We start from the raw sequence: 25385 nt of genomic DNA, 5'->3' as shown, positions 1-25385 counted from the left end.
GAGCCCGCTCACTCCCACGAGCATCACCGGGCGGTTAAGGCATCAGATGAAACGGCAAGCGATGCTGCCGAGCTGATCGTAGTCGACGTGGAAGGTGTCGCCGGGGTTGGCGGCCACCGGCCGGGTGAACGAGCCGCCGAGGATCACCTGGCCGGCCTCCAGGGTCACGTCGTAAGGGGCCAGTTTGTTGGCCAGCCAGGCCACGCCCTTGGCCGGGTGGTTGAGCACGGCGGCAGATACGCCGGATTCTTCGATCACGCCATTGCGGTACAGCACCGCCGGCACCCGGCGCAGGTCGATGTCAATGGGGCGCACGGCACGGCCGCCCATCACCACGCCGGCGTTGGCGGCGTTGTCGGAGATGGTGTCGAAGACCTTGCGGGTGGCCTGGGTCTGCGGGTCGACCTGCTGGATGCGCGCATCGATGATTTCCAGCGCCGGGATCACCCATTCGGTGGCGTCCAGCACGTCGAACAGGGTGACGTTGGGCCCCTTGAGCGGCTTGCCGAGAATGAACGCCAGTTCCACTTCGACGCGCGGCACGATGAAGCGCTGGAAGGGGATGTCGCTGCCTTCGTCGAAGAACATGTCGTCCAGCAGCGCGCCGTAGTCGGGCTCGGTGATGTTCGACGACACCTGCATGGCCCGTGAAGTCAGGCCGATTTTGTGGCCGACCAGCTTGCGCCCGTCGCGGATCTTGCGTTGCACCCAGGCGCGCTGGATGGCGTAGGCGTCTTCGATGCTGATGCCGGGGTGATCGAGGGAGAACTGCCGGACCTGCTCGCGAGAGCGTTCGGCCTGGTCGAGCCGCTCGGCGGCCTGCTGGATGATCGAATGGTCGAGCATGGGAAAGTCCTTATTGCGGATTGACGATGGCGGCCGGGGTGCGCAGCACCAGCAGGCCGCCGAGGGCGATGAGTACGGCCAGCACATAGAGCGCCAGGCTGGCGCTGTGGGTGGTGTCACGCATCCAGCCGATCAGGTAGGGCGCGAGGAACGAGGCGATACTGCCGAACGAGCTGATCAGGCCGATGCCGGCCGCTTGTGTGCGTGCCGAGAGAAACGCCGGCGGCAGTTGCCAGAACATCGGCAGTGCGGCGCTGGCACCCATGCCGGCGACCACCAGGCCGGTCATCACCGGCAGCGCACTGCCGGGTGCCAGGCCGGCCAAGGCGATGCCGATGGCGCACATCAGCAGGGGAATGCACAGGTGCCAGCGGCGTTCGCGCTGACGGTCCGAGGAGCGCCCGCAGCCGAGCATGAACAACACACCGGCCAGGTAGGGCACGGCGCTGAGCAGGCCCACGGTGCTGTCGCTGGCCACGCCGGCGCCGTGAATCAGGGTGGGCATCCAGAACGCCAGGGTGTTCACCGCCAGCATCACCGCGAAGTAGATCGCCACCAGCAGCCACACGTGGCCGTCACGCAGGATGCCGCTGAAGGAGGTGATGGTCTTGCGCTGTTCCTCGCCGGCCAGTTCGGCGCCCAGTTGTTGCTTCTGCGCGTCGTTGAGCCAGTGCACCTGATCGAAGCGCTCCGGCAGCACGCGCCAGACCAACAGGCCGAGCAGGATCACCGGCGAGCCTTCCAGCACGAACATCCACTGCCAGCCACGCAGCCCGCCGGTGCCGTTGAAGGCTTCGAGGATCAGCCCTGACAGTGGGCCGCCGATCACGCCGGCCATGGGCACGGCGATGGCGAACAGCGCGGTGATCTGCGCGCGGCGGCGCGCCGGATACCAGCGGTTGAGGTAGACCAAGATGCCCGGGAAAAAGCCGGCCTCGGCGACCCCGAGCAGAAAGCGCAGGGCATAGAAGCCGGCGGGTGTGTGCACCAGGAACATGCTGGTGGAGAGCAGGCCCCAGACCACCATCAGCAGGGCGATCCAGCGCCGTGGTCCGACCCGGTCCAGGGCCAGGTTGCTGGGCACGCCGAACAGCGCGTAGGCGACGAAGAACAGCCCGGCGCCGAGGCCGTAGACGGTGTCGCTGAACTGCAGATCGGCGCTCATCTGCATCTTCGCGAAGCCGATGTTGATGCGATCCAGATGGGCGAACAGGTAGCACACCAGCAACAGCGGCATCAGCCGCCAGGTCACGGTGCGGTGGGTGCTGTCGCTGGCGGCCTGGTCAGGCGTGCCAGCAGTAACGGAATGAACGGTGCTCATGGTCTTGTACTTTTTGTGAGGTGAGACAGCGTCAGGGGGGACGAGGGCGCTCAGGCCCCCTTGTTGAACAGCGGGTGCAGGGTGCTGTGCTTGCCGTCGTAGACCTGGTGGTGGCTCTCGTCGATCTGCACGGTGATGCCCACTGGGCGGCGTTGCAGGATCGGCTCCAGGTGCTGGCGCAGCACGTCGGTCAACCCTGTGCCGACGGCCTGGTGGACGGCGGCACTGCGCCCGTTGCCCATGCGCAGGTTGGCGTACAGGAAACCGTAGTCACCGGCGCCGTCGGCCACCGCGCAATGCGCGGCAGGGTAGGCCAGCACCCGGGTGCCGCCGACGGGAAACACCGCCTTGCCGTGTTCGTCGCGCTGTTCGAGCAGGCTGTCGGCCAAGGCGCGGCACAGGCCGGGGATGTCGGCTTCGCGTTCCAGGTCAGGGGTATAGAGCAGCACCAGGTGGGGCATGGTCGGGTCCTCGCAAAAGGCAGCTGCGGCCGGGCCGCCGCTGCGGGGTTCGGGCTCAGAGGCGGCTGGTGGAGACGACGCCAGCGGGGTTGGCGGCCTGGGCCGGTGGAATGGCCGAGCCGTCTTGCGGCGTGACCGGGAACAGGGCGTTGATCTGCCCGGTGCCCGAAGAGCCGAAGTAGGGGGTCAGCACTTGCACCTGGCCGTCGTAGGCCGACCAGCCCAACGCCCCGAGCAGCATCGCGGTGTCGTGCATGAAGCCTTCGCCGTGGCCCTTGGCGGCGTACTCCGGCAACATGCCGCAGAATTCCGGCCACTCGGCGTTTTCCCACATGTTCACCACGCGGTGGTCGAGGGTTTCCAGGAACGGACTCCAGACTTTGGTCGCGAAGTCCGGCGCCTGGCCGTTCTGCGCGAAGCGGTGCGACAGCGAACCGCTGGCCAGGAATGCCACTGTGCCGTCGTAGTGGTCTTCCACCGCCTTGCGCATCGCCCAGCCCAGGCGTGCGCTGTCGTTGAGGTAGTGCGAGGTGCACAGCGCCGAGACCGAGATCACCTTGAAATGCTGGTCCTGGTTCATGTAGCGCATCGGCACCAGGGTGCCGTACTCCGGGCCCAGCGTGGTGGCGTGGTGGGCCATGGTCTCGACGTCGAAGCGGTTGCAGGTCTCGGCCAGCAGCTTGCCCAGCTCGGGGTTGCCGGGGAACTCGTATTCCATGTTGCTGATGAAATGCGGCAGTTCGTTACTGGTGTACACGCCCTTGAAGTGGGGCCCGCACAGCACGTGGTAGTTGGCGTTGACCAACCAGTGGGTATCGAACACCACGATGGTGTCCACGCCCAGTTCACGGCAGCGTCGGCTGATTTCGTAATGCCCGTCGATGGCCGCCTGGCGAAAGCCCTGGCGCGGGCCGGGCAGTTCGGACAGGTACATCGAAGGCACGTGGGTGATCTTGGCAGCCAGAGCGAGTTTGCCCATGGGGGTTTCTCCTGTTGTTCTTGTTGACGCCCGCGTCAGGCTGCAAGCCCTGAAGCGCCATGTCGCAGGTTGCGGATTCGTGCATGACGGCTTGCAGCTTGTCGCTTGAAGCTTGTAGCGGCCTCACACCCCCCAGCGAGGAATGTGATGGCTGCCCATGGAAATGCATACGTTCTTGATCTCGGCGAACACCTCGAAGCTGTACTGGCCGCCCTCGCGACCGGTGCCCGAGCCCTTCACGCCACCGAAGGGCTGACGCAGGTCGCGCACGTTCTGGCTGTTGATGAACACCATGCCGGCCTCGATGCCACGCGCCAGGCGGTGCGCCTTGCCGATGTCCTGGGTCCAGATGTACGAGGCCAGGCCGTATTCGGTGTCATTGGCCAGCTGCAAGGCTTCGGCCTCGTCCTTGAACGGAATCAGGCACACCACCGGGCCGAAGATTTCTTCCTGGGCAATGCGCATCTTGTTGTTCACGTCGGCGAACACCGTGGGCTGGATGAACTGCCCGCGTGCCAGGTGCGCCGGCAGGCCCGCCGGGCGCTCCAGGCCGCCGGCGACCAGACGCGCCCCTTCTTCGAGGCCGATGCGGATGTAGCCGGTGACCTTGTCGTAGTGTTGCTGGGTGATCATCGAGCCGACCTGGGTCTTGGGATCGGTCGGATCACCAACGATCAGGCGCTTGGCGCGTGCGGCGAATTCCTCGACGAAGCGCGGGTACACGCTTTCCTGGATGAAGATGCGGCTGCCGGCTGTGCAGCGTTCGCCGTTGAGCGAGAAGATGGTGAACAGCGCGGCATCCAGTGCGCGGTCCAGGTCGGCGTCCTCGAAGATCAGCACCGGCGACTTGCCGCCCAGCTCCATGGAGTACTTCTTCAGCCCCGCGGTCTGCATGATCTTGCGCCCGGTGGCGGTGCCGCCGGTGAAGGAGATGGCGCGTACGTCCGGGTGACGCACCAGCGCATCACCGGCGGTGGCGCCGTAGCCCTGGATCACGTTGAGTACGCCGTTGGGAATGCCGGCCTCGACGGCCAGGCGGCCGAGTTCGTTGGCGGTCAGCGGCGACAGCTCGCTCATTTTCAGCACCGCCGTGTTGCCCAGTGCCAGGCACGGTGCGGTTTTCCAAGTGGCGGTCATGAACGGCACGTTCCACGGCGACACCAGGCCACACACGCCCACCGACTGGTAGAGGGTGTAGTTGAGCATCTGGTCGTCCACCGGGTAGGTATGGCCGTCCATGCGCGTGCACACTTCGGCGAAGAAGTCGAAGTTGTGCGAGGCGCGCGGAATCAGCACGTTACGGGTCTGGTGGATCGGCAGGCCGGTGTCGAGGGTTTCCAGTTCGGCCAGCTTCGGCACGTTCTGCTCGATCAGCTCACCCAGCTTGCGCATCAGCCGGGCGCGTTCCTGGGCCGGGGTGTTGGCCCACTTCGGAAAGGCCTCCTTGGCCGCCGCGACGGCCAGCGCGACCTCTTCGGCGCCGCCGCTGGCGACTTCGCCGATGGCTTCGCCGGTGGCCGGGTTGTAGTTGACGAATACGTCTTTGCTCTCGACCTCACGGCCATTGATCCAGTGCTTGATCATCTGCTTCACGCCTTTTGTAGTTGGGTTTGCCGGGCGAAGAACTCGGCTTCGCTGACGATGCGGTTGACCAGTCGGCCCACGCCTTGCACTTCCACCACCACTTCATCGCCGGGCACGACATCGGCCAGGCCCTCGGGCGTACCGGTGGCGATCATGTCGCCCGGCTGCAGGGTCATGAAGCTGGACAGGTATTCGATCAGGTAGGGGATGTCGAAGATCATGTCGCGGGTGCTGCCTTCCTGTTTCAGCTCGCCGTTGATCCAGGTGCGCAGCTTGAGGTCGGACGGGTCCGGCACGTCGGCGGCATCGACCATCCACGGGCCGACCGGGGTGGTGGCGTCGCGGTTCTTGACCCGCAGGTTGGGCCGGTAGTAGTTCTCCAGGTAGTCGCGGATCGCGTAGTCGTTGCATACGGTGTAGCCGGCCAGGTACTGCAAGGCGTCCTCGCGCTTGACGTTGCGCGCAGGCTTGCCGATCACCGCGACCAGTTCGCACTCGTAATGCATGTAGGCGACGTTGTCCGGGCGCCAGGTGACCTGGTTGTGGCCGGTGTAGGTGCCGGGCGATTTGATGAACGCCAGCGGCTCGGTCGGCGGCTTGAAGGCCAGTTCGGCGGCGTGGTCGGCGTAGTTCAGGCCCAGGGCGAACATGTTGCCGGTGGCCGGTGGCAGCCATTGCACCTGGTCTTCGCCGAGCAGACGCCCGTCGGCCAGGCGCACGGCGTTGTCGGCTTCCACCAGGACCTGGTGAACCTCGCCTTCGAAGCGGATGCGGGCGTGTCTCATGGACGTGGCTCCTGTGCGGCGACGATGTGGTTACGCAGGCTGCCCAGACCGTCGATCTGTACTTCGACGCAGTCACCGGGCTGCACGTCCACGCGGCCTTCCGGGGTGCCGGTGATCAGTACGTCGCCCTCATGCAGGGTCATGAACTCGGTGATCTCGGCGATCAGTTGCGGCACGTTGCGCACCCAGTTGGCGGTGCTGTTTTCCTGGCGCGGCTCACCGTTGACCAGCAGGCGCAAGGTCAGTTGACCGGCCTCGCCGAGGCGCTCGACGGGCACCAGTTCTGGGCCCAGGGCGCAGAAACCATCACGACACTTGGCCTTGATCGCCGGGCGGTAATAGCTGTCTTCGGGCAGGCTGAACTCGTTGACGATCACGTAGCCGGCCACGTGCGCCAGCGCCTGGTCGGCCTGTACCCGGCTGGCGCGCTTGCCGATCACCACGCCCAGCGCCGGACCCGGTTGCAGGCGTTCGCCGGCCGGGTGAAGCACTTCACCGTCATGCACGTTGCGAGTGTTGGGGGTCTTGATGAACAGCACCGGCTTGACCGGTGGCTTCTGGTAAGGCGCTTGGTTGAATTCGGCGTGACGTTGCTCCAGCAGGCCCCGGTAATTCAGCGCAACGCCGAACAGGGTGCCATGGGCAATGTCGTGCAGGGCACGGCTCATGCTCTTCTCCTGGCAGTGACCAGGCAGAGGCTGCCTGATCGATTAATTGTTAATGTGTTAACTTTATAAGTTAAGATGTTAACGATCGTCAAGCGGCCTGCCGCAAAGCCTCTGGTGGTCGCACCCGAAAAGGCGGAGCATAGGCCGCGGCCGTGGCGCGCCCTGACAACAAGATCCACAACGAGAACCGAGCGATGCAGCAGCGACAGCCGATCCCCAACATCAACATCGGTCAGGTCTACGACCAGCGCTACAGCGATGCCGAGGTGCATTACGACAAGCTGGGCAACCTCGCGGGCTTCTTCGGCCGCAACATGCCGGTGCATCGCCACGATCGCTTCTTCCAGGTGCACTACGTCAACAGCGGCACGGTGCGCGTTTATCTGGACGACCAGCAGTACGTCGAGTCCGGGCCGATGTTCTTCCTCACCCCACCGACCATCCCGCATTCCTTCGTCACCGAAGCCGACAGCGACGGCCATGTGCTGACCGTGCGCCAGCAACTGGTCTGGGCGTTGATCGAAGCCGACCCCAGCCTGGCGCCAGGGTCGCAGCTGCCGGCTGCCTGTGTGGCGATTTCGCGGCTGGGTCCGGAGTTCGCCGGGGAAGTGCGCCGCCTCGAGTTTCTGTTCGAAGAACTGCGCACCGAGATCAATGCCGCGCAGGCTGGGCGTGGCATGGCGCTGGACAACCTGACCCAGTTGATCATGACCAGCCTGTTGCGCCTCTGCGCGCGGTCGCTGCAGGCTCGCCCGGCGCGCCACGAAGACCTGCAGATCTTCCATCGCTTCAACGAGCTGATCGAAAGCCACTACCTGGAGCATTGGCCGCTGCCGCGCTACGCCAGTGGTATCGGCGTCACCGAGGCGCGGCTCAACGATGTCTGCCGGCGCATCGCCGACCTGCCGTCCAAGCGGCTGATTCTCGAACGGCTGATGCAGGAAGCACGACGCCTGTTGTTGTTCACCGGGCTGTCGGCCAACGAGATCTGTTACCGGCTGGGCTTCAAGGACCCGGCGTACTTCAGCCGCTTTTTCCTGCGCTACGCCGGCATGACCCCTGGCGAATACCGGCAGCGGCAACCGGGCCTGCGTTGAATGCGGCATGGCGCGCTCCTGCCGGGGCGGTAAAAAAGCCGCGCGAACGCGGCCGAAGCAATGAGAGGTTGATCCAATCGTCCAGGGCAACGGGCATGGCCGTCTGGTTGCGTGCCGCTGCCATGGAGCGTTTGTCCGGGAGCCATGATCCGGCCAGGCAGATGGCCGGGAAATGGCTTTTGCACAGGACGGCTTGTACTTTTCAGGGGGCACCAGGGTAGGGTCCTGCAAGCGGCTGTATGGCTGGGGGAAAGGGCGTTGGTTCGTTTACTTGTTAATTATCATTGGGCTATAGTCCCCGGCGTTGCCTGACAGTCCAAGCCCTCCCATCGCCGGTCCCGCATCGGCCATCGTAAAAAGATCATGCCGACCCCAAGACCTTCCCTGACCCTTACCCTGTTACAGGCCCGCGAAGCGGCCATGGCGTTCTTCCGCCCCTCTCTGAACGAGCACGGCCTGACCGAACAGCAATGGCGGGTGATCCGTATCCTGCGCCAGCATGGCGAGATGGAGAGCTATCAGTTGGCCGAGCAGGCCTGCATTCTCAAGCCGAGCATGACCGGGGTACTGGCGCGCCTGGAGCGCGACGGTATCGTGCGCCGCTGGAAGCCGCCGCACGACCAGCGGCGCATGCTGGTCGGGCTCACCGAGCAGGGCCAGCAGTGCTTCGTGGCGATGAGCGAAGACATGGAGCGCAACTATCAGCGCATCCAGGCACAGTTCGGCGAAGAGAAGATGCAACAGTTGCTGGACCTGCTGCACGAACTCAAGCGCATTGAGCCCTGAGTTGGGTGCAGCGCATGAAAAAGCCAGACCCGCGGGTCTGGCTTTTTCGTTGCGGCCTGTGCGTCGTCAGGCGGTCGCGACGCGTGGGCCTTGTGGCCGGCTCAGGCGCAGCGCGGTCAGGCTGCCGACGATGGTCAGCGCCGCCAGGGTATACAGCGCCACGGTGGTGGAGCCGGTCTGGTCCTTGATCCAGCCCACCAGGTAAGGGCTGAGGAAGCCGGCCAGCTGCCCGATGGAGTTGATCAGGGCCAGCCCGGCCACCGCCACGCTGGCGCTCAGCAGGGCGGTCGGCAATGGCCAGAACATCGGCAGGCCGGTCAGCGCGCCCATGGTCGCGATGCACAGCCCGGCAATCGCCAGTACCGGCACGGCGGCGAAGTTGGCGGCCATCATCAGCCCCAGTGCGCCCATCAGCATCGGCACCACCAGGTGCCAGCGGCGCTCGTTGCGCAGGTCGGCCGAACGGCCCACCAGCAGCATGAACACGCCGGCCAGCAGGTAGGGCAGGGCGCTGATCCAGCCGATCACCAGGTTGTCGCTGAACCCCAGGTTCTTGATGATCGACGGCAGCCAGAAGTTGATCGCATACACGCCGCTCTGGATGCAGAAGTAGATGAAGCCCAGTACCCAGATCAGCGGCGTGGTGAGTACGCTGGCGATGGACGAGTTGGCCTGCACTGGGCGGGCCAGTTCATCCTGGGTGACGTCATGGCGCACCCGCTGGCGCTGTTCGGGAGTCAGCCAGCCGGCGTCCTCGACCTTGTCGCACAGCAGCACGAAGGCCATCAGGCCCAGCACCACGGTGGGCAGGCCCTGGATCAGGAACATCCACTGCCAACCTTCCAGGCCGCCCTGGCCGGCGGCGAAGTGGTTGAGGATCCAGCCCGAGAAAGGCCCACCCAGCAGGCCGGAGACCGGAATGGCCGACATGAACAGCGCCATGATCCGCCCACGCCGCTGGTTGGGGTACCAGCGCGACAGGTACAGCACGATGCCAGGGAAGAAACCGGCCTCGGCCATGCCAGTGAGGAAACGCAGCACGTAGAACTCGGTGGGCGTGGTGACGAACAGCAGGCAGGTGGAGAAGGTCCCCCACGTGATCATCATCAGGCCGATCCAGCGCCGCGGGCCGAAGCGGTTGAGTGCCAGGTTGCTGGGCAGGCCGCACAGCACATAGCCGATGAAGAAGATCCCGGCGCCCAGGCCGTAGATCGTCTCGCTGAACTTCAGCGCGTCGAGCATCTGCAGCTTGGCGAAGCCCACGTTGACGCGGTCCAGGTAGTTGAACAGGTAGCAGACGAAGATGAAGGGAATCAGGCGCAGGGTGATGCGGCGATAGATGGCGTTGCCATCCTCGTCGCCGACCGCGCGGATCGGAGAATCGGACATGACAGTCGGGCCTCGAGGCTTGTTGTTGTTAGGCAGCCTGCCGATCTTATGGCCCTGTCAAGCAAAAGGCTTTGGCGCCTTGCACTGTTGCATGGCGCCGTTGTTGTTGCCTTGCACAATGCCCGGGCCGACCCCAAAGACCGGCCGAAGGCATTTCAAGCGTCAGATCATTCCACCGCCTCGTAGGGCAACCCCACGTAGTTCTCCGCAATGGTCTGCCGCCCGGCCTGTGAGCCGACGTAATAGTCCAGCTCGGTCTGCTGGATGCGCTGGCTGAAGGCGTCGGTGTCTGGAAACTTGTGCAGCAGCGAGGTCATCCACCAGGAGAAACGTTCGGCCTTCCACACCCGGCGCAGGCAGATCGCCGAATAGCGTTGCAGCAGGTCGGTGCGGCCTTCGCGGTAGACCTTGAGCAGGATGCGATACAGCGTGCTGACATCGCTGGCGGCCAGGTTCAGGCCCTTGGCGCCGGTGGGTGGGACGATGTGCGCGGCGTCGCCGAGCAGGAACAGGTGGCCGTACTGCATGGGCTCGGCGACGAAGCTGCGCAGCGGTGCGATGCTTTTCTCGATGGACGGGCCGGTGACCAGGCGTTCAGCCAGGTGGGTGGGCAGGCGGCGCTTGAGCTCTTCCCAGAAGCGCTCGTCGGACCAGTCTTCGACGCGCTCTTCGGCGCTGACTTGCACGTAATAGCGGGTGCGGGTCGGCGAGCGCATGCTGCACAGGGCAAAACCACGTGCATGGTTGGCGTAGACCAGTTCCTCGTTGACCGGCGGCGTGTCGGCCAGCACGCCTAGCCAGCCGAACGGGTAGACGCGCTCAAAGACCTTGAGGGTCTCGGCCGGGATCGACTGGCGCGACACACCGTGGAAACCGTCGCAGCCGGCAATGTAATCGCAATCGACGCGTACGCGCTCGCCGTTCTTCTGGAAGGTCACGTAAGGGCGCTCGCCCTTGAGTTCGTGCAACTGGACGTCTTCGGCGTCGTAGACGGTCAGTGCACCGGCGGCCTGGCGGGCCTCCATCAGGTCGCGGGTGACTTCGGTCTGGCCGTAGACCATCACGGTCTGGCCGCCGGTGAGGCTCTTGAGGTCGATACGCTCGCAGCGGCCGTCGAAGGCCAGCTCGAAGCCATCGTGAACCAGGCCCTCGCGGTCCATGCGTGCGCCGACGCCGGCCTCACGCAGCAGGTCGACCATACCCTGTTCCAGTACCCCGGCGCGGATACGCGAGAGGATGTAGGCGGGGTCCTTGCGTTCGATGATGATGTTGTCGATGCCGGCACGTTGCAGCAGTTGGCCCAGCAGCAGCCCGGAGGGGCCTGAGCCGATGATCGCGACTTGGGTTTTCATTGTTGTTGTCCTGTCTCGTAGCCTTCTGCACGGCAAGCCGGCGGAGGCGGTTTGTTGTTGTCTCCTGCATTTTTAATGGATGAATGGCGGATAAGAAGGCACTATCGAGCGCATTATCTGGACTTTTCGAGGATGCCTTCCTCCCATGATCAAGCCGCCTGCCAGTCCTGTTCCGGTCTTCAAACTCTATGGAGAAACCACCGCCTGGCCCACGCCAGACCTGATCCACTGCGAATCCATTGCCGAGCGCAGCAGCCTGCACGATTGGGAAATCAAGCCGCATCGGCACGGCGATCTGGTGCAACTGCTGTTCGTGCGTACGGGGCATGCGCATTTGAAGGTCGAGGACCAGGTACATGAAGTGGACGGCCCGGTACTGCTGGTGGTGCCCGCGCTGAGCGTGCACACCTTCAAGTTTGCCGAGGACATCCAGGGGCATATCCTGACCCTGGCCATGCCGCTGGTGGAACGAATGGAAGCGGCCCTCGATGGCCTGGCGCTGGGTGAGGCGCGCTGTCACCGGCTGGCAGGCGACGGGCAGCCGGTGGATCGGCTGTTCAGCGCCATTGTCGAGGAGTACCTGCAACTGCGCTCGGGCCGTGAACTGATGTTGCAGGCGCTGATCAGTCAGTTGATGGTCTGGCTGCATCGCCAGGGCGGCCAACCAACCGCAGAGGTGGCCGCTCCGGATCGCGGACGTGAGCACCTGCAGGCGTTCATGCATCAGCTGGAGTCGAGTTTTCGCCTGCACTGGCCGATCGACGAGCATGCACGGTGCCTGGGTATCAGCGCAGCGCACCTCAATGCGTTATGTCGGCGCCTGAGCGGCCAGTCGGCGTTGCAGGTGATCAACCAGCGGCTGCTGCTGGAGGCACGGCGCAACCTGATCTACACGACCATGACCATCAATCAGGTATCCGACAGCCTGGGGTTCTCGGAACCGGCCTATTTCACACGGTTCTTCAAGCGCGCGACGGGTATGTCGCCCCGGCAGTTTCGCGAGCAGCGATAAGGGGCAGGAGAGCGATGCGGCAGTGGGCGCGACCGGAATCGCGCCCACAGACTGTCAGCTGACGACGCGGTAGCAGGGCTCGTAGGCCGCGCCACCTGGCAGCTTCATGCGGTGCTGTTCGACGAAGGCCTGCAGCAGCTTGTCCAGCGGGCCCATGATCGCCGGGTCGCCGTGGATCTGGTAAGGCCCGTGCTCCTCGATCAGGCGGATACCCTTGTCCTTGACGTTGCCGGCAACGATGCCGGAGAACGCGCGGCGCAGGTTGGCGGCCAGCTCGTGGGGCGGCTGGTCGTGGTCCAGCTTCAGGCGTGCCATGTTCTCGTGGGTCGGGTCGAAGGGGTGCTGGAAGCTTTCGTCGATCTTCAGCAGCCAGTTGAAGTGGAAGGCGTCGTTGCGCTCGCGGCGGAACTGCTTGACCTCCTTGAGTGCCTGGGCCATTTGCCGCGCCACCTCGGCCGGGTTGTCGATGATGATCCGGTAGTGCTTCTGCGCCGCTTCGCCGAGGGTCGCCAGAACGAAGGCATCGAGCTGGCGCAGGAAGGGTTCAGCGCTCTTCGGCCCGGTGAGAAATACCGGGAAGGGCAGGTCCTGGTTGGCCGGGTGCATGAGGATGCCGAGCAGGTAGAGGAACTCTTCGGCGGTGCCGGCGCCGCCGGGGAAGATGATGATGCCGTGGCCGACGCGCACGAAGGCTTCCAGACGCTTTTCGATGTCCGGCAGGATCACCAGCTCGTTGACGATCGGGTTGGGCGCCTCGGCGGCGATGATGCCCGGTTCGGTCAGGCCCAGGTAGCGACCGCCGTGGATGCGCTGCTTGGCGTGGGCGATGGTCGCGCCCTTCATCGGGCCTTTCATCACGCCCGGACCGCAGCCGGTGCAGATGTCCAGGCTACGCAGGCCCAACTCGTGGCCGACCTTCTTGGTGTACTTGTATTCCTCGGTGTTGATCGAGTGACCGCCCCAGCACACCACCAGCTTGGGCTCGACGCCGGCACGCAGGGTGCGGGCATTGCGCAGCAGGTGGAAGACGTAGTCGGTGATGCCTTGCGAGGAACTCAGGTCGATGCGCTGGCTGTCCAGCTCGCTTTCGGTGTAGACGATGTCGCGCAGGGCGCTGAACAGCATTTCCCGGGTGCTGGCGATCATTTCGCCGTCGACGAAGGCGTCGGCCGGGGCATTGAGCAGTTCCAGGCGCACGCCGCGGTCCTGCTGATGAATACGGACTTCGAAGTTCTCGTAGGCTTCCAGAATGGTCTTGGCGTTGTCGACGTGGGCGCCGGTATTGAGGATGGCCAGGGCGCACTGGCGAAACAGGGAGTACACGCTGCCGGAGCCGGCGGCGGAGAGCTGCTGGACCTCGCGCTGGGAAAGTGTTTCAAGGCTGCCCTTGGGGCTGACCGAGGCGTTAATCACTTGTCTTGGGATCATTCTATTTTCCATTAGAGCCATGCCGCGGGCCCTGGGCCTTTGGCATCTTGATGGTGAGCATCAGGGACGTTCACGCCTGGGGACTATTCTTGCTGGCTGCGTGACAGGAAAGCAAACCGCCCGAGCACTGGCGCTGCACAAGTCGCCGCCGCCGGTGCCGGACCGCCGGCGTGGCGTGCCCGCCAGCACGGAAAATTGACACGACCGCCGGCCGGTAGTGAACCTGACACCTTTTACAGGGTCTGTAGACCGATGGATTTTCCACGGCTTGCACCCGCCAGCGCTCATGAAGGGCTGGCGAAGCGTCTGTTTCAGCAGACATCCGGCTCCTGTGGGAGTTGCACAGCCAATGCCCATCGTGCGCTGGCCCGTTCCAGGTCTTGTATGTAAAGGCGGCTTGCCTTGGCTTCACTTGCCGATTGTTCATGCAACACCGACGGAGCCTTTGTTTCATTCAGTCAAGATAGTCAATGCCATGCCCCGTCACCTTTCCGCACTGCTGGCCCGCGTTCAGACCCTGAACCTCTCCGATTCACCGCGCCGCTGCCTCAAGGCCGGTGCATTGCTGGCTGCCCTGGGCCTGCTGCTTCCCCAGACACTGCAGGCTGCCGAAAATGATCGGTGGGTCAGCGACAGCCTCAACACCTATGTACGCAGCGGGCCTACCGATGGTCACCGTATCGTCGGTACGCTCAAGTCCGGGCAGAAGGTCGAACTGCTCGGCACTCAGGGCGCCTACAGTCAGATTCGCGGCGAGGGCGGCAGCGTCGTATGGATCCTCACCAGTGACCTGCAGGACGAGCCGGGCCAGTTCGAACGCCTGCCGCAACTGAAGGCCGAGGTCGCGCAACTGACCGACCAGTTGGCGAAGATCGACGACACCTGGAAGAATCGCGTGCAGGGCATGCAGGAAACCCTGGACTCGCGCAAGGCGCTGGTCGACGAGCTTGAGGCGCGCAACAAGGCGCTTTCCGAACAACTGAGCAAGGCGCAATCCGAGCTGCGTGACACCCAGGCGCGTCTGGGGGTCGAGAACCAGCAGGCGCTGATGAGCTACATGGTCTACGGCGGCAGCATCGCCGGTGCCGGTTTGCTGGTCGGCCTGATCCTTCCGGCGATGACCCGACGCAAGAAGCGCAACGACGGCTGGGTCTGATCGCACCGCTGTCGCTGCCGCCTCGACTGCAGAAACTGTCTGTGGTCGAGGTTTCAGCCTGTCTGTTTCCGCACTTTTGTGATCCGTCGCTACAGTTTCCCGCTTGCAGGTCGAAAAACTCATTGGCTTTGCTAACTTGTGATGACAGGCAGGCGGCCGAACGGGTGTTCGAAAATCGTTTGATGGCGTTATGCCGTTGGTTATGATCGGCGCCCTCAGAATCGGGTCGGGTTGTCGGGCGTTCATCTGCCTGGCCTCTGGCCGCTATGGAGACGGGACACTGGATGCTGGCGTACAACCAAAAAAACTTTCTGATCGTCGATGACTTTTCCGACTTCCGCAGTTCGGTCAGGTCCATGCTGCGCGAACTGGGCGTCAAGGAAGTGGATACGGCCGACAACGGTGAGCAGGCCCTGCGCATGTGTTCGCAGAAGCGCTATGACTTCGTCCTGCATGACTTCAACCTCGGCGATGGCCGCAAGAACGGCCAGCACGTGCTCGAAGACCTGATGACCGAGCGGCTGCTGAGCTATGAAAGCGTATTCATCATGGTCACCGCCGAGAACAGCCAGGCGATGGTCATGAGTGCTCTGGAATGGGAGCCGGATGGCTACCTGACCAAGCCCTTCAACCGCGCCGGGCTGGCGCAGCGTCTTGAGAAGCTGGTGCAGCGCAAGAACCTGCTTCGGCCGATCTTCCAGGCCCTGGATCGTGGCAAGCCCGCTGAAGTGCTGGCGGCCTGCGTCAACCTGGCCAAGCAGGACCCGCGTCTGGCGCCGCTGTGCCTGCGCTACAAGGCTGCCGCCTTGCGTGACCTCAACCAGCACGAACCGCTGGAGACCCTGCTCAAGTCGATCCTCGCCGACCGCCCGACGCCCTGGGCCTATGGCATGCTCGGCACCTTGCTGCTCAAGCGTAACCGCACCGCCGAGGCCGAGACGGTCTATCAGGAAGCCAGCAAGGCGTTTCCGATGTTCCCCGCCTTGCTCGATGGCCTGGCCGAGACGCTGATCGCCCGTGGCGACACCAAGCGTGCCCAGAGCGTGCTGGAAAGTGCCGTGCGCCTGTCGCCGCTGGCGGTGCGCCGGCAGACCATGCTGGGCAAGCTGGCGATGGACAACCAGGACTTCGACAGCGCCTCGCGGGCCTACCGCCAGGCGGTTTCCCAGGGCCAGCATTCGCGCTTCAAGAACCCGGAAACCAACCTGGGCCTGGCCCACGCGCTGATCAACAAGGGCGGCGATGCCGGGCTCGATGCCCGTGCTCGGGTGGAAATCAACCAGGCACTGGGCGACGTGGCCAAGGAGCACGCCGAAGATGAAGGCCTGCAGGTGCGTACGCGGCTGATGAAGGCCGCCAGCCTGCAGCATTCGGACCCGGAAACCGCCGCCAAGCTGACCGAGCAGGCGGTGGCGCGGCTGGGCAACATGGAACAGTTCCTGAGCGCTGACGCGGCCATGCTGGTGGCCACCCAGCTCAAGCAGCTGGGGCAGGAGCAGGCGGGTGCCAGCGTGCTGAAGAACACCGCCGAGATCTACGGTGACGATCCGCAGGTCATGAAGAGCCTGTCGAGCCTTACCGATGATCCGGAGATCCTGGGTGCCAACAAGACCGCCCTGGACCTCAACGTCCAGGGGGTTCGCAGCTACAAGGCCGGCCAGTTGGCCGAGGCCCAGGAGCTGTTCCGCAAGGCCCTGGCCCTGCAGCCGAAGAACATCAGTATCGCCCTCAACCTGGCTCAGGCATTGTTGCATCCCGGCCAGACCTTGACCGCCGCGAACCTTCAGGAATGCCGCACCTGCCTGACCATGGTCGGCAAGATGCCAGACAGCGACGCGCGTTTCGAGCGCTATCAGAAACTCAAGGAGAGGGCCTTCGGAGCATGAGTGAACAAGAGCAGGGACTGGATTTCTCCATGGTCATCGCCTCCGCGGTACACGACATGAAGAATTCCCTGTCGATCCTGAGCCAGGCGCATAGCCACTGGCAGGAGCGCCTGTCTCCCGAACAGCTCGACAGCCCCGAGCACGGCGTGGTCGAGTTCGAGTTCGCGCGGCTGAACAGCATGCTGGTGCAATTGCTCGGGCTCTACAAACTGGGCGTCAACCAGCTGCCGATGCGCCCGGATTACCACGACCTGGATGATTTCCTCGAGGCTCAGCTGGTGCATCACCAGGATGTCCTGAACAGTCGCGGCCTGACCGCCAGCTACGAAGTCGATCCGCAGAGCCCGCTGGGTTTCTTCGACCGCGAGCTGGTCGGCTCGGTGCTCAACAACGTGCTGGTCAACGCCATCCGCTATGCGCAGCGGGCCATCGTGATCCGTGCTGGCGAGCAGGGCGGCCAGTTGACCATTAGCATCAACGACGATGGCCGCGGTTTCCCGGAGGCGATGATCGAGCAGCAGCAGACCCTGGTGCAGGGCATCGATCCGCTGAACGGCAGCACCGGCCTGGGGCTCTACTTCGCCGGGCACATCGCCGCGCTGCATTCGCGCAATGGCGTGCCGGGGCGCGTGGAACTGGCCAACGGTGGTGAGTTGGGTGGCGCGTTGTTCACGCTTTACCTGCCTTGAGAGACCGAACAGCCATTCGTGCAATAGCGTGTGAACTGCTATACCTCTAAAGGAGGCCAGGCAATGTCCATGGCCTTCTGGCGGGCGGTGTACCGTAAGCCAAGCGGGTAGGGATAGTTATTGAGTCGTTAAGTATTTCTATTTGAAGTGGCTGGCCATGAATCCTTTTGATGTGGGTTATTACACCGAGCACGAACTGCGCGACTTCGGCTTCAAGAGCCTGGGCAGTAACGTGTTGATCGCCAAGAACTGCACCATTCTGGGCTTGCACAATATTTCCATTGGCAACGACGTCAGAATCGACGGCTACACCACCATCGTGGCAGGTGACCAGGGAGGGCTGACGCTCGGCTCGTTTATCCACATCGGCGGCTATTCATTGCTGTCCGCCGGGGCTGGCATCACCATGGAGGACTTCAGCGGCCTGTCGCAAGGTGTCAGGATCTACAGCCGCACCGATGACTACACGGGGCGGTTCCTGACCAACCCTACGGTCGATCCGCAATACACCGGCGTCACGGCAGGCCCCGTGAGGCTTGGCCGTCACGTGATCATCGGTTCCGGTACGGTGATCCTGCCCAATCTGAGCATCGGTGAGGGTTCGTCGGTGGGGGCCTTGTCGCTGGTCAGCAAGGACCTGCCCGAGTGGGGGGTGTACTTCGGGACACCTGCGAAAAAGCTCAAGGACCGCAAGAAGGACCTGCTGGAACTCGAAAAGGATTTTCTGGCTTCGCGCGCCGCGCTCTGATCCGCTCGGCAAGGCCATGACTGCAACGGCGCCATCCAGGAGCTGAGGTGGCACCGATACCCGCGTGCCACGCTCCTTCCCAGTCATCCATCGCTGTTACGAAGGTGCTCCACTCATCTTATCGAACCAGGCCGCCAGGGCTGTTGTGTCCAGCGCAGCCTGTCGCTCCACCGCCTGTCTCAGCTCTTCACCGTTGTGCGCACATTGCTCCCGGCGGTCGACATGCGCGAGGATCGCATCGATCCAAGCCGATGGCTCATCACTCACCTGTGTCACCGGCAGGCTGCGGCTCGGCAGCGAGTCGCTGGCAATGACTGCCGTAGCGCAGGCACCCAGCTCCAGCAGCGCGACAGGGTCACGGCTGCGATTCAGCGGGTGGGCGGGGGCCGGAACAACCGCCAGGTCAAGGTCGAGTTCTGCAAGCAGGCCTGGGTACAGGCTGTCTTCAGGGATGGCATGCAGCTCGGTAACGAAGGGCTTCAGCCAACGCGAGCAGGTCCCCATGATTACCCAGTCGACCTTGTCGCCCAGTTGTCTGATCGCGGTATCGAGTGGTGCCTGGTCGGCGGATTGTCCAGCTCTGCCAATCCAGCCGACCCTCAGCTTGCTGCGTTGGGCGCGGGGTCGCTGGCGGGACAGCCAGGTTTCCGGTTCCAGGCGGGTTTCAAGGACCTGCACATCGGGATGGATGCCCTCCAGCAAGTCTGCCAGCCCCTGGGTGGGTACTGTGATGCGGTCGGCCTTGGACAGGCTATGGCGCAGCGTGGCATGGACCTCCAGCAGCGGCGCCGCCACGACACCCAGTTCGGCGAACGGCGGGAACTCCACCAGGTCGTAGACTACACGGGCGTTGGTGTGCTCCTTGAGCAGTTCGATCTGTTGTCCGTCGGCAACGCTGCCACGCCCCTGAAGTACCACCAGGTCAGGGCTCAGGCGCGCAATTTCCGGAAGCGACAGGGTCTGACAGGCGATGATGCCGTCCACGACGGCAGCGCGGCGCAGGGCTCGTAGCGGAGCCGCCAGGCGATTGCCGGTAGTACCGGCGTCCACCGGCTGCACCAGGACCACTGGCAGGGGGCGGTGCGAGAGCGGTCGCCAGCCAAGCTCGGGATCAACTTGTGCTTCGAAGGGGGCGCCATCCAGGGCGAGTGCGCGGTTGTACGCCGGGTCCCAGGCCAGGTAATGCAACCAGCGGTGATAGAGCGCTCGGGTGGCGAAGTCCAGCGACGGCACGGCGGATGGTTGCAAGGCGTTGCGGCTGGCCAGAATGGCGTGCGGAGTCCACACCACCAGGTGACCGGCCTCACGCACCTTGAGGCACAGATCGACATCATGCAGGCGCTCGGCGAACAGCTGTTCGTCCAGGCCTTGCAGATCCTGGAACAGGCTCGTCCGCATCATCAGGCAGTCTGCGCTGACCGCGCTGTAGTTCTGCTCAGTGTCGAGCCGCTCGGCAAAACTGGCATTGGCCGCCTGCTCGCCGGTGAGTACCGACACCGAGCCATTCACGCCCAGCACCATGCCGGCGTTGACAATCCCGCCATCCAGGCCTACCAACTTGCCGCCCGTGACCCCGACTTCCGGACGCTGCGCCTGGTTGAGCAAGTGATGCAGCCACTCGCGCTGGATGATGGACGTGGCGTTGTTCAGCAACAGCAGGTAGTCGCCGCGTGCCTGGCTGGCGGCAGCGTTGATCAGCGCCGCCTGGCTCAGGCGTTCACCCTGGCGCAGGATACGGATCTGCTCGGACTGCAGCTCGCTCATGGAGTCGAGCCACTGCACGGTCTGAGCATCCTGACTGGCGTTATCGGCGATGAGGATCTCGTAGCGAGGCCAGGCGGTCTTCTCCAGGATGCTTTCCACACAGGGCAGCAAGGTCTGCAGGTCGTCGGTGCAGGGCACCAGGATCGACACCAGGGGCTGGCTGTCGTGGCCGTAGTCGATCTGATACTGCCCCGGCGTCGGGCTGCGCAGTTCGCAGTTCAGGTAGCCACGGGCGTGCAAGTGGCGCTGCAGGGTGCGAGCCTCATGCGGGTTTTCCAGGGACAGCGGCGCCGGTGCGACCACCAGCGGCTCGCAGCAATGTGCAAAACCGGTGAAGTCCGGGTGCTCGATCAGGCGCAGGATCAGGTCCAGTTCCAATGCGTTGGCCTGCTCGTTATCGAAACCGCCCGCTGCCAGGATGTGTTCGCGATTGAACAGCCAGTGCCGGGCGAGGCTTGAAGGACGGGCCAGCAGATAATCCAGGCTGAAGTCCGGACGCGATACCAGTTTGGCGGCCTGCCCGGCATCGACCTGGACCTCGTCGCCGAACAGAGCGCTGGCCTGTGGAATCTCCAGCAGTTGCAACACCGCCTGCAGCAGTCCGCTGTGGGTGAACGTGATCCCGGCATCGACCATCATCCACCAGGCGTGCGGGTTGTCCTCCAGTAACTGGTTGATCACTTGGCCACGGTTTTCTCGGGTGGCGCAAAGCCAGGGCAACTGCGCCTGCAGCGGCGTCTGGTGGTCGCGGTCGTAGTCGGCCAGGACGAATACCTTGATCTTGTCCAGCAACGGCGCCTGTGCGCCGAGGCTCTGCAGGGTGCCGAGGACACTTTCGGGCTGATTGTTGAAGTCTGAAATCACAATGGCAATGGCCGGCCCGCCATCGTTCGTTGCGAGGTGTTCACTTAGCAGCGCGCGCTCGGCCTCGGACGGCTTGCGTGTGTCCAGCCAGAGTGCAAGCTCCGAGGTCTTGCGTGCCGACTCCGAGCGGCGATCGAACCAGGCGCGCAGGTCCAGGGGCTGGCTCGGTTCACGCATCGCCAAAGGCGCAACCCGGACTGTTCCGTTCTGTTCGCGAGGACGCAGCCAGCCCAGTTCACGGGTCAGGCGGTAATGGTTGGCGTGGCCTTCGCTGGCTTTTCCAGGGTTCATGCGCAAGTCTTCGCTGGTCTGCAGCTCGGAAACGCGGAAATACGACAGGGTCCTGGACAGAAGCGCCAGGTTGCCCTGACGCAGCAGCTTCAGGTACATCGCCATGTCGCCCAGGCCGACGATCAGGGTCTGCTCCAGCGACATGATCTGCTCGCCGAACGGCAGCAGGTCACGCCGACGGCACATGACCGAGCTGGGTTCGCCGATGAAGTTGACTGGATTCTGTGCCAGGAACGACACCAGGTCCGGGCCATTGATCATCACATTGCGACCAAATGGATTCAGGGTGGCCAGGTTATCCGCCAGTGGATTGCCTTGGCCGTCGATACGCTGGCGGCGGCCGGAGGCCAGTTTGATGTCGGGCTGCTGATGCAATGCCTCGAACAGCAGGCGGGTGCAATCCGCAACCAGAATGTCATCGTCGTAGAGAAACTTGATGTATTCCCCGCGCGCTTCGCGTACGCCACGTGCGATGTTGCGCGCTTCGCCCAGTGACTCGGGATTGCGCAAATAGCGTATCGGCCAGCGACTGCCCGGTGTCAGGCGTTCGACGATGCGCTGGATGGCATCGGTGGGGCAGTCGTCGCAGACCAGAATTTCGATCTGATCATGGTTTTGCCGCAGGGCGCTGATCAGCGCCTCTTCGAAGAAATCCGCCTTGTAGGCGGGAATGACAATACTGACCAGGCGTGATGAACTCATCGCGATACCCGTTTTGAAGAATGAGGGCCAGCCAGGGGCAGGCCGCTTTTAAATGGCTTACTTGCGGCCGACGTAGAGCACCGATTGTTCGGTGATGCCATGCTCCCGGAAGGTCCCTGCGCCGAAGGCGAGGGTGTCCAGGGCCTCGACGTGAAAGCCGCCGTGCCGCAGGCGCGCGACGAAGTCATGCTTGGCGTACATGCGCACATGATCGTCCTGGCCAAAGCGTGCCCAGCGTTCATCTTCGCTGCGCTCGTCAGGGTCTTCGTCAGTGGTGTCGATGGTCAGCAGGATGGGCACCATCAGAATCGCCGAACCGCCCTTGGCCAGTACCCGGTACAGCTCGGCAATGGCCCGCGCGTCATCACGTACATGTTCCAGCACGTGCGAACAGACGATGAAGTCGAATGATTCGTCCGCGTAGATATTCATGTCCATGATGTCGACCTTGTCATCGGCCAGCGGTGAGAACAGGTCGGCAGAGCGGTAGCGGGCATTGGGCAGGCTGCGCAGGAAAGCCGATAGCACCGGCGCGGGGGCGATGTCGAGAATGCGCAGGGGTTGCCCTGGTGGGTGATTCATGTGGTGCATCGCATACAGGGCGTACAGCCGGTCGCGGTCGGAGGCATTGCACTCCGGGCAGCTGTACTGGCCGAGGTTCAGCGTTTCGAAATCTTCAATGGAGTAGAAGACGCCTAGGCGGTTGGTGATCTCCAGATGCCCTCTGGACAACGGGTAGAAATTCGGGAAACGGCAAGAGCAGACCGGGCAGGTACGCATGAGTTAGTTCTCTTTACTCGCAGTGACGATGACCTGGACGATGCGATCGAACTGGGCATCGTCCAGCCCATCGAAAATAGGCAGGCAGAGGATCTGCTGTGACAGTTCGGTGGCAACCGGCAGGCGATCGGGCCTTGCCGAATCCAGGCCCCGGTACATCGGGAAGGTCGAGATCAGTGGATAGAAATAGCGACGCGCGAGGATATTGTCGTCACGCATGCGTTGGTAAAGCGCATCACGGCTGATCGGGAATTCAGGGGTGACCAGCACCGGGAAATAGGCGTAGTTGTGTTTTTCGCGGCTCTCCCAGACGATTCGGATGCCTGGAATCGATGCCAGCACCTCGCGATAGCGTTCATCGATACGCTGGCGACGCAGCAGGGCCTGGTCGATGTGGCGCAACTGCACCAGCCCGAAGGCTGCGTTCACTTCGCTCATCTTGCCGTTGATGCCCGGTGCGACCACCGTGACCTCGTCGGCGAAGCCGAAGTTCTTCAGGTAGTCGATGCGCTGCTTGGTCTTGGCGTCCGGGCTGATGATCGCCCCGCCTTCGAAGGTATTGAACACCTTGGTGGCGTGGAAACTCAGCACCGAGAGATCACCGTGACGCAGCAGGCTCTCGCCCTGATGCTGCACACCGAACGCGTGGGCGGCGTCATAGATCACTTTCAGGCCGTAACGATCAGCGATCTGCTGGATGCGTTCGACATCGCAGGGAATGCCGTAGCAGTGCACCGGCATGATTGCGGTAGTGGCAGGCGTGATCGCTTCTTCGATGCGTTCGGGCGCCAGGTTGTAGGTATGCGGATCGATATCCACGAATACCGGTGTCAGATCGTTCCACAGCAGGGAATGAGTCGTCGCGACGAACGAGTAGGGTGTGGTGATGACTTCACCCTTGATACGCAGCGCTTGAATCGCCGTCATCAGCGCCAGCGTGCCGTTGGAAAACAGCGAGAGGTGTTCGACCCCCAGATACTGAGCCAAGGCAGCTTCAAGTTGCTGGTGAAAGGGGCCGCCATTGGTGAGCTGATGGCTGTCCCAGATCTGCTCCAGATAGGGAATGAATTCCTCAAGCGGCGGAAGCAGGGGGCGGGTGACAGGAATGGGTGCACTCATGGACAACTCTCGACGCATGATCTGAAGGATCGCCGCTGCCGATGTCAGAGAAGCCGCACCGACAGGATCGCATGGCGGGGAACGACATAAAAATGACAGCCGCGCTTTGTGTGCTCTGGAAATAGCAAGAAACCGGCCAATGTGGTCTCGCTGCCTCTGGTGCTACCTGGTCCGGATGTCGCGCTTGAAATTCTCGCGACGCGCTGCTTATGGTGTAGCCCTTGCCGCTTGGCGGTATGAGTGACGAAGGATCCGAGAAATGACTCGCGACGAATCCACGGCCGTGCAGGATGGTCTGGCCGGGGTAGATGAAATCGAATGCGTCACGCCCGACCTCAACGGTGTACCGCGTGGCAAGGTGATGACCGTCGAAGGTTTTCGTGCCGGGCGGCGCCTGCAGATGGCGCGTGGTGTGCTGCTGCAATGCATCATGGGCGGCTATCCGGCCACGCGCTTCTATGGCAGCGATGACGGTGACCTGGCGTTGAGCGCCGACATTGCGCAGGTCCACAGGCTGCCCTGGAGCGAAAATGGCCTGGCCCTGGCCATCTGCGATGCCGACGAGCTGGACGGCAAGCCTTGCCCGCTGTCGACCCGGGCGCAGCTCAAGCGGGTGCTGGCGCGCTATGCCGAGCGTGGCTTGGCGCCGGTGGTCGCGACCGAACTGGAGTTCTACGTGTTCGCGCCCAACCCGGACCCACAGCAAGCCTTTGTGCCCCCTATCGGGCTGGACAGCCGTCGCGAGCAGGGGTTCTCGGCATTCAGCGTCAGCTCGCACAACGGCCTGCGGCCGTTCTTCGCCGAGGTACGCGCCTGCATGGCCGCGCTGGGCCTGCCTGGCGACACCTTCATGCACGAAATGGGCGTCAGCCAGTTCGAGATCAACCTGTGGCATGGCGATGCCTTGCGGCTGGCCGACCAGACATTCCTGTTCAAGCACCTGCTCAAGGAAGTGGGCCTCAAGCACGGCCTGAACGTGGTGTGCATGGCCAAGCCCTTGGCGCATGCCGCCGGCAGCTCCATGCACATTCACCAGAGCGTGGTGGAGTTGGAGTCCGGGCGCAATATCTTCAATGATGAAGAGGGCCAGCCGACCGCCGCCTTCAGGCATTTCATCGGTGGCCAGCAAGCCTGCCTGGCGGACTTCACCGCACTGTTCGCGCCTAACGTGAACTCCTATCAGCGGCTGTTCCATCCCTATGCCTCGCCCAACAATGCCTGCTGGTCGCACGACAACCGCGCGGCAGGACTGCGCATTCCGGCCAGCCCGGGCGAAGCCCGGCGCGTGGAGAACCGCCTGCCGGGCGCCGATGCCAACCCGTACCTGGTCATTGCTGCCAGCCTCGCAGCGGGGTTGCATGGCCTGGAGCATCAGCTGGTGCCCAGCGAGGCGCTGCAGGGCGACATCGAGGTGCCAGAACACCTGGCCCTGCCGACCAGCCTGCAGGACGCCTTGCAGCGTTTGCGTCACAGTCAGACGGCACGGGAACTGTTTGGGCCGGAGTTCATCGAAGGCTTCATTGCCACCAAGACCCTGGAGCTGACCAGCTTCCTCGACGAGATCACCCCCTGGGAGCGTCGGGTGCTGGGCAGCCAGATCTGATACGGGCAGGTCGCCCCTGATTCGGGGCGGCCCTGCAAAATCCTGTACACCTTGTCGAACCTGCCACCTGACAGT

21 protein-coding genes are annotated in these 25385 nt (G+C 63.6%); 8 read left to right on the top strand and 13 right to left on the bottom strand.

Going from position 1 to position 25385, the window contains the following annotated elements; translation table 11 throughout:
* Positions 1-42: 42 nt before the first annotated feature.
* The 7 genes from hpaH to QZ497_RS07215 all read right to left on the bottom strand — a co-directional run bounded on the left by hpaH (position 43) and on the right by QZ497_RS07215 (position 6644).
* Positions 43-846, bottom strand: a complete 804-nt coding sequence (hpaH, locus tag QZ497_RS07245) for a 2-oxo-hept-4-ene-1,7-dioate hydratase (protein ID WP_295472645.1) — start codon at positions 844-846, stop codon at positions 43-45.
* Between the two features lie 10 nt (positions 847-856).
* Positions 857-2167 (bottom strand): MFS transporter, encoded by a 1311-nt coding sequence (locus QZ497_RS07240; protein WP_295472643.1) that lies wholly within the window; start codon positions 2165-2167, stop codon positions 857-859.
* 50 nt (positions 2168-2217) lie between these two features.
* Positions 2218-2628 carry a 5-carboxymethyl-2-hydroxymuconate isomerase gene (locus QZ497_RS07235; protein ID WP_295472641.1) on the bottom strand — a complete coding sequence of 137 codons (411 nt, stop codon included), beginning with the start codon at positions 2626-2628 and terminating at the stop codon, positions 2218-2220.
* 55 nt (positions 2629-2683) lie between these two features.
* Complete coding sequence (gene hpaD, locus QZ497_RS07230; protein ID WP_295472639.1) at positions 2684-3607, bottom strand: 3,4-dihydroxyphenylacetate 2,3-dioxygenase; 924 nt, start codon at positions 3605-3607, stop codon at positions 2684-2686.
* A gap of 123 nt (positions 3608-3730) precedes the next feature.
* Positions 3731-5191 (bottom strand): 5-carboxymethyl-2-hydroxymuconate semialdehyde dehydrogenase, encoded by a 1461-nt coding sequence (hpaE, locus tag QZ497_RS07225; RefSeq protein WP_295472637.1) that lies wholly within the window; start codon positions 5189-5191, stop codon positions 3731-3733.
* Positions 5192-5196: 5 nt separating this feature from the next.
* Entirely contained in the window at positions 5197-5976 is a 780-nt protein-coding gene (locus QZ497_RS07220; protein WP_295472635.1) for a fumarylacetoacetate hydrolase family protein, read from the bottom strand.
* Complete coding sequence (locus tag QZ497_RS07215) at positions 5973-6644, bottom strand: fumarylacetoacetate hydrolase family protein (RefSeq protein WP_295472633.1); 672 nt, start codon at positions 6642-6644, stop codon at positions 5973-5975. The genes QZ497_RS07220 and QZ497_RS07215 overlap by 4 nt, the downstream gene beginning before the upstream one ends.
* Positions 6645-6838: 194 nt before the next feature.
* On the opposite strand from QZ497_RS07215, the gene hpaA reads away from it, so the two are divergent.
* Entirely contained in the window at positions 6839-7741 is a 903-nt protein-coding gene (hpaA, locus tag QZ497_RS07210) for a 4-hydroxyphenylacetate catabolism regulatory protein HpaA (protein WP_295472631.1), read from the top strand.
* A 363-nt stretch (positions 7742-8104) separates the two neighbouring features.
* A complete protein-coding gene (gene hpaR / locus QZ497_RS07205; RefSeq protein ID WP_295472629.1) occupies positions 8105-8527 on the top strand; it encodes a homoprotocatechuate degradation operon regulator HpaR in 423 nt (140 codons plus the stop codon).
* 66 nt (positions 8528-8593) lie between these two features.
* Here the strand turns inward: hpaR and QZ497_RS07200 are convergent, their stop codons facing one another.
* A complete protein-coding gene (locus QZ497_RS07200) occupies positions 8594-9916 on the bottom strand; it encodes an MFS transporter (protein ID WP_295472627.1) in 1323 nt (440 codons plus the stop codon).
* A 167-nt stretch (positions 9917-10083) separates the two neighbouring features.
* A complete protein-coding gene (gene pobA / locus QZ497_RS07195) occupies positions 10084-11268 on the bottom strand; it encodes a 4-hydroxybenzoate 3-monooxygenase (protein ID WP_295472625.1) in 1185 nt (394 codons plus the stop codon).
* Between the two features lie 145 nt (positions 11269-11413).
* Here pobA and QZ497_RS07190 point away from each other — a divergent pair, with 145 nt between their 5' ends.
* Positions 11414-12280 carry a helix-turn-helix domain-containing protein gene (locus tag QZ497_RS07190; protein WP_295472623.1) on the top strand — a complete coding sequence of 289 codons (867 nt, stop codon included), beginning with the start codon at positions 11414-11416 and terminating at the stop codon, positions 12278-12280.
* A gap of 54 nt (positions 12281-12334) precedes the next feature.
* On the opposite strand, the gene ppnN is transcribed toward QZ497_RS07190, so the two are convergent.
* On the bottom strand, positions 12335-13708 hold the full coding sequence (gene ppnN, locus QZ497_RS07185; RefSeq protein ID WP_295472621.1) for a nucleotide 5'-monophosphate nucleosidase PpnN: 1374 nt from the start codon (positions 13706-13708) through the stop codon (positions 12335-12337).
* 475 nt (positions 13709-14183) lie between these two features.
* Here ppnN and QZ497_RS07180 point away from each other — a divergent pair, with 475 nt between their 5' ends.
* From QZ497_RS07180 to QZ497_RS07165, 4 genes are all read left to right on the top strand, one after another.
* Positions 14184-14864 carry a TIGR04211 family SH3 domain-containing protein gene (locus tag QZ497_RS07180; protein ID WP_295472619.1) on the top strand — a complete coding sequence of 227 codons (681 nt, stop codon included), beginning with the start codon at positions 14184-14186 and terminating at the stop codon, positions 14862-14864.
* A 284-nt stretch (positions 14865-15148) separates the two neighbouring features.
* Positions 15149-16750, top strand: a complete 1602-nt coding sequence (locus QZ497_RS07175) for a tetratricopeptide repeat-containing response regulator (RefSeq protein ID WP_295472617.1) — start codon at positions 15149-15151, stop codon at positions 16748-16750.
* Complete coding sequence (locus QZ497_RS07170; RefSeq protein WP_295472615.1) at positions 16747-17439, top strand: HAMP domain-containing sensor histidine kinase; 693 nt, start codon at positions 16747-16749, stop codon at positions 17437-17439. Before QZ497_RS07175 ends, QZ497_RS07170 begins: the two co-directional genes overlap by 4 nt.
* 157 nt (positions 17440-17596) lie before the next feature.
* Positions 17597-18187, top strand: coding sequence for an acyltransferase (locus QZ497_RS07165; RefSeq protein WP_295472613.1), 591 nt, complete (start codon positions 17597-17599; stop codon positions 18185-18187).
* A gap of 96 nt (positions 18188-18283) precedes the next feature.
* Here the strand turns inward: QZ497_RS07165 and QZ497_RS07160 are convergent, their stop codons facing one another.
* The 3 genes from QZ497_RS07160 to vioA are packed head-to-tail and all read right to left on the bottom strand — an operon-like array spanning position 18284 to position 23707.
* Positions 18284-21808, bottom strand: coding sequence for a glycosyltransferase (locus QZ497_RS07160; RefSeq protein ID WP_295472611.1), 3525 nt, complete (start codon positions 21806-21808; stop codon positions 18284-18286).
* Positions 21809-21865: 57 nt separating this feature from the next.
* Positions 21866-22588 carry a class I SAM-dependent methyltransferase gene (locus tag QZ497_RS07155; protein ID WP_295472609.1) on the bottom strand — a complete coding sequence of 241 codons (723 nt, stop codon included), beginning with the start codon at positions 22586-22588 and terminating at the stop codon, positions 21866-21868.
* 3 nt (positions 22589-22591) lie between these two features.
* On the bottom strand, positions 22592-23707 hold the full coding sequence (vioA, locus tag QZ497_RS07150) for a dTDP-4-amino-4,6-dideoxy-D-glucose aminotransferase VioA (RefSeq protein WP_295472607.1): 1116 nt from the start codon (positions 23705-23707) through the stop codon (positions 22592-22594).
* A 259-nt stretch (positions 23708-23966) separates the two neighbouring features.
* Here vioA and QZ497_RS07145 point away from each other — a divergent pair, with 259 nt between their 5' ends.
* Entirely contained in the window at positions 23967-25310 is a 1344-nt protein-coding gene (locus QZ497_RS07145) for a glutamine synthetase family protein (protein WP_295472605.1), read from the top strand.
* Positions 25311-25385: the final 75 nt, after the last annotated feature.

Source organism: uncultured Pseudomonas sp. (assembly GCF_913777995.1).
Lineage (GTDB): Bacteria > Pseudomonadota > Gammaproteobacteria > Pseudomonadales > Pseudomonadaceae > Aquipseudomonas.
This window is presented reverse-complemented; position numbering and strand designations above follow the sequence as displayed.

Bases quoted from the DNA above. Each gene is read 5' to 3' on its own strand.
- QZ497_RS07155 (WP_295472609.1), bottom strand. From the start codon at position 22,588: ATGCGTACCTGCCCGGTCTGCTCTTGCCGTTTCCCGAATTTCTACCCG.
- QZ497_RS07165 (WP_295472613.1), top strand. From the start codon at position 17,597: ATGAATCCTTTTGATGTGGGTTATTACACCGAGCACGAACTGCGCGAC.
- QZ497_RS07240 (WP_295472643.1), bottom strand. From the start codon at position 2,167: ATGAGCACCGTTCATTCCGTTACTGCTGGCACGCCTGACCAGGCCGCC.
- QZ497_RS07220 (WP_295472635.1), bottom strand. From the start codon at position 5,976: ATGAGACACGCCCGCATCCGCTTCGAAGGCGAGGTTCACCAGGTCCTG.
- QZ497_RS07235 (WP_295472641.1), bottom strand. From the start codon at position 2,628: ATGCCCCACCTGGTGCTGCTCTATACCCCTGACCTGGAACGCGAAGCC.
- ppnN (WP_295472621.1), bottom strand. From the start codon at position 13,708: ATGATCCCAAGACAAGTGATTAACGCCTCGGTCAGCCCCAAGGGCAGC.
- hpaE (WP_295472637.1), bottom strand. From the start codon at position 5,191: ATGATCAAGCACTGGATCAATGGCCGTGAGGTCGAGAGCAAAGACGTA.
- QZ497_RS07215 (WP_295472633.1), bottom strand. From the start codon at position 6,644: ATGAGCCGTGCCCTGCACGACATTGCCCATGGCACCCTGTTCGGCGTT.
- QZ497_RS07175 (WP_295472617.1), top strand. From the start codon at position 15,149: ATGCTGGCGTACAACCAAAAAAACTTTCTGATCGTCGATGACTTTTCC.
- QZ497_RS07200 (WP_295472627.1), bottom strand. From the start codon at position 9,916: ATGTCCGATTCTCCGATCCGCGCGGTCGGCGACGAGGATGGCAACGCC.
- vioA (WP_295472607.1), bottom strand. From the start codon at position 23,707: ATGAGTGCACCCATTCCTGTCACCCGCCCCCTGCTTCCGCCGCTTGAG.
- QZ497_RS07180 (WP_295472619.1), top strand. From the start codon at position 14,184: ATGCCCCGTCACCTTTCCGCACTGCTGGCCCGCGTTCAGACCCTGAAC.
- hpaH (WP_295472645.1), bottom strand. From the start codon at position 846: ATGCTCGACCATTCGATCATCCAGCAGGCCGCCGAGCGGCTCGACCAG.
- hpaR (WP_295472629.1), top strand. From the start codon at position 8,105: ATGCCGACCCCAAGACCTTCCCTGACCCTTACCCTGTTACAGGCCCGC.
- QZ497_RS07170 (WP_295472615.1), top strand. From the start codon at position 16,747: ATGAGTGAACAAGAGCAGGGACTGGATTTCTCCATGGTCATCGCCTCC.
- QZ497_RS07190 (WP_295472623.1), top strand. From the start codon at position 11,414: ATGATCAAGCCGCCTGCCAGTCCTGTTCCGGTCTTCAAACTCTATGGA.
- pobA (WP_295472625.1), bottom strand. From the start codon at position 11,268: ATGAAAACCCAAGTCGCGATCATCGGCTCAGGCCCCTCCGGGCTGCTG.
- QZ497_RS07145 (WP_295472605.1), top strand. From the start codon at position 23,967: ATGACTCGCGACGAATCCACGGCCGTGCAGGATGGTCTGGCCGGGGTA.
- QZ497_RS07160 (WP_295472611.1), bottom strand. From the start codon at position 21,808: ATGAGTTCATCACGCCTGGTCAGTATTGTCATTCCCGCCTACAAGGCG.
- hpaA (WP_295472631.1), top strand. From the start codon at position 6,839: ATGCAGCAGCGACAGCCGATCCCCAACATCAACATCGGTCAGGTCTAC.
- hpaD (WP_295472639.1), bottom strand. From the start codon at position 3,607: ATGGGCAAACTCGCTCTGGCTGCCAAGATCACCCACGTGCCTTCGATG.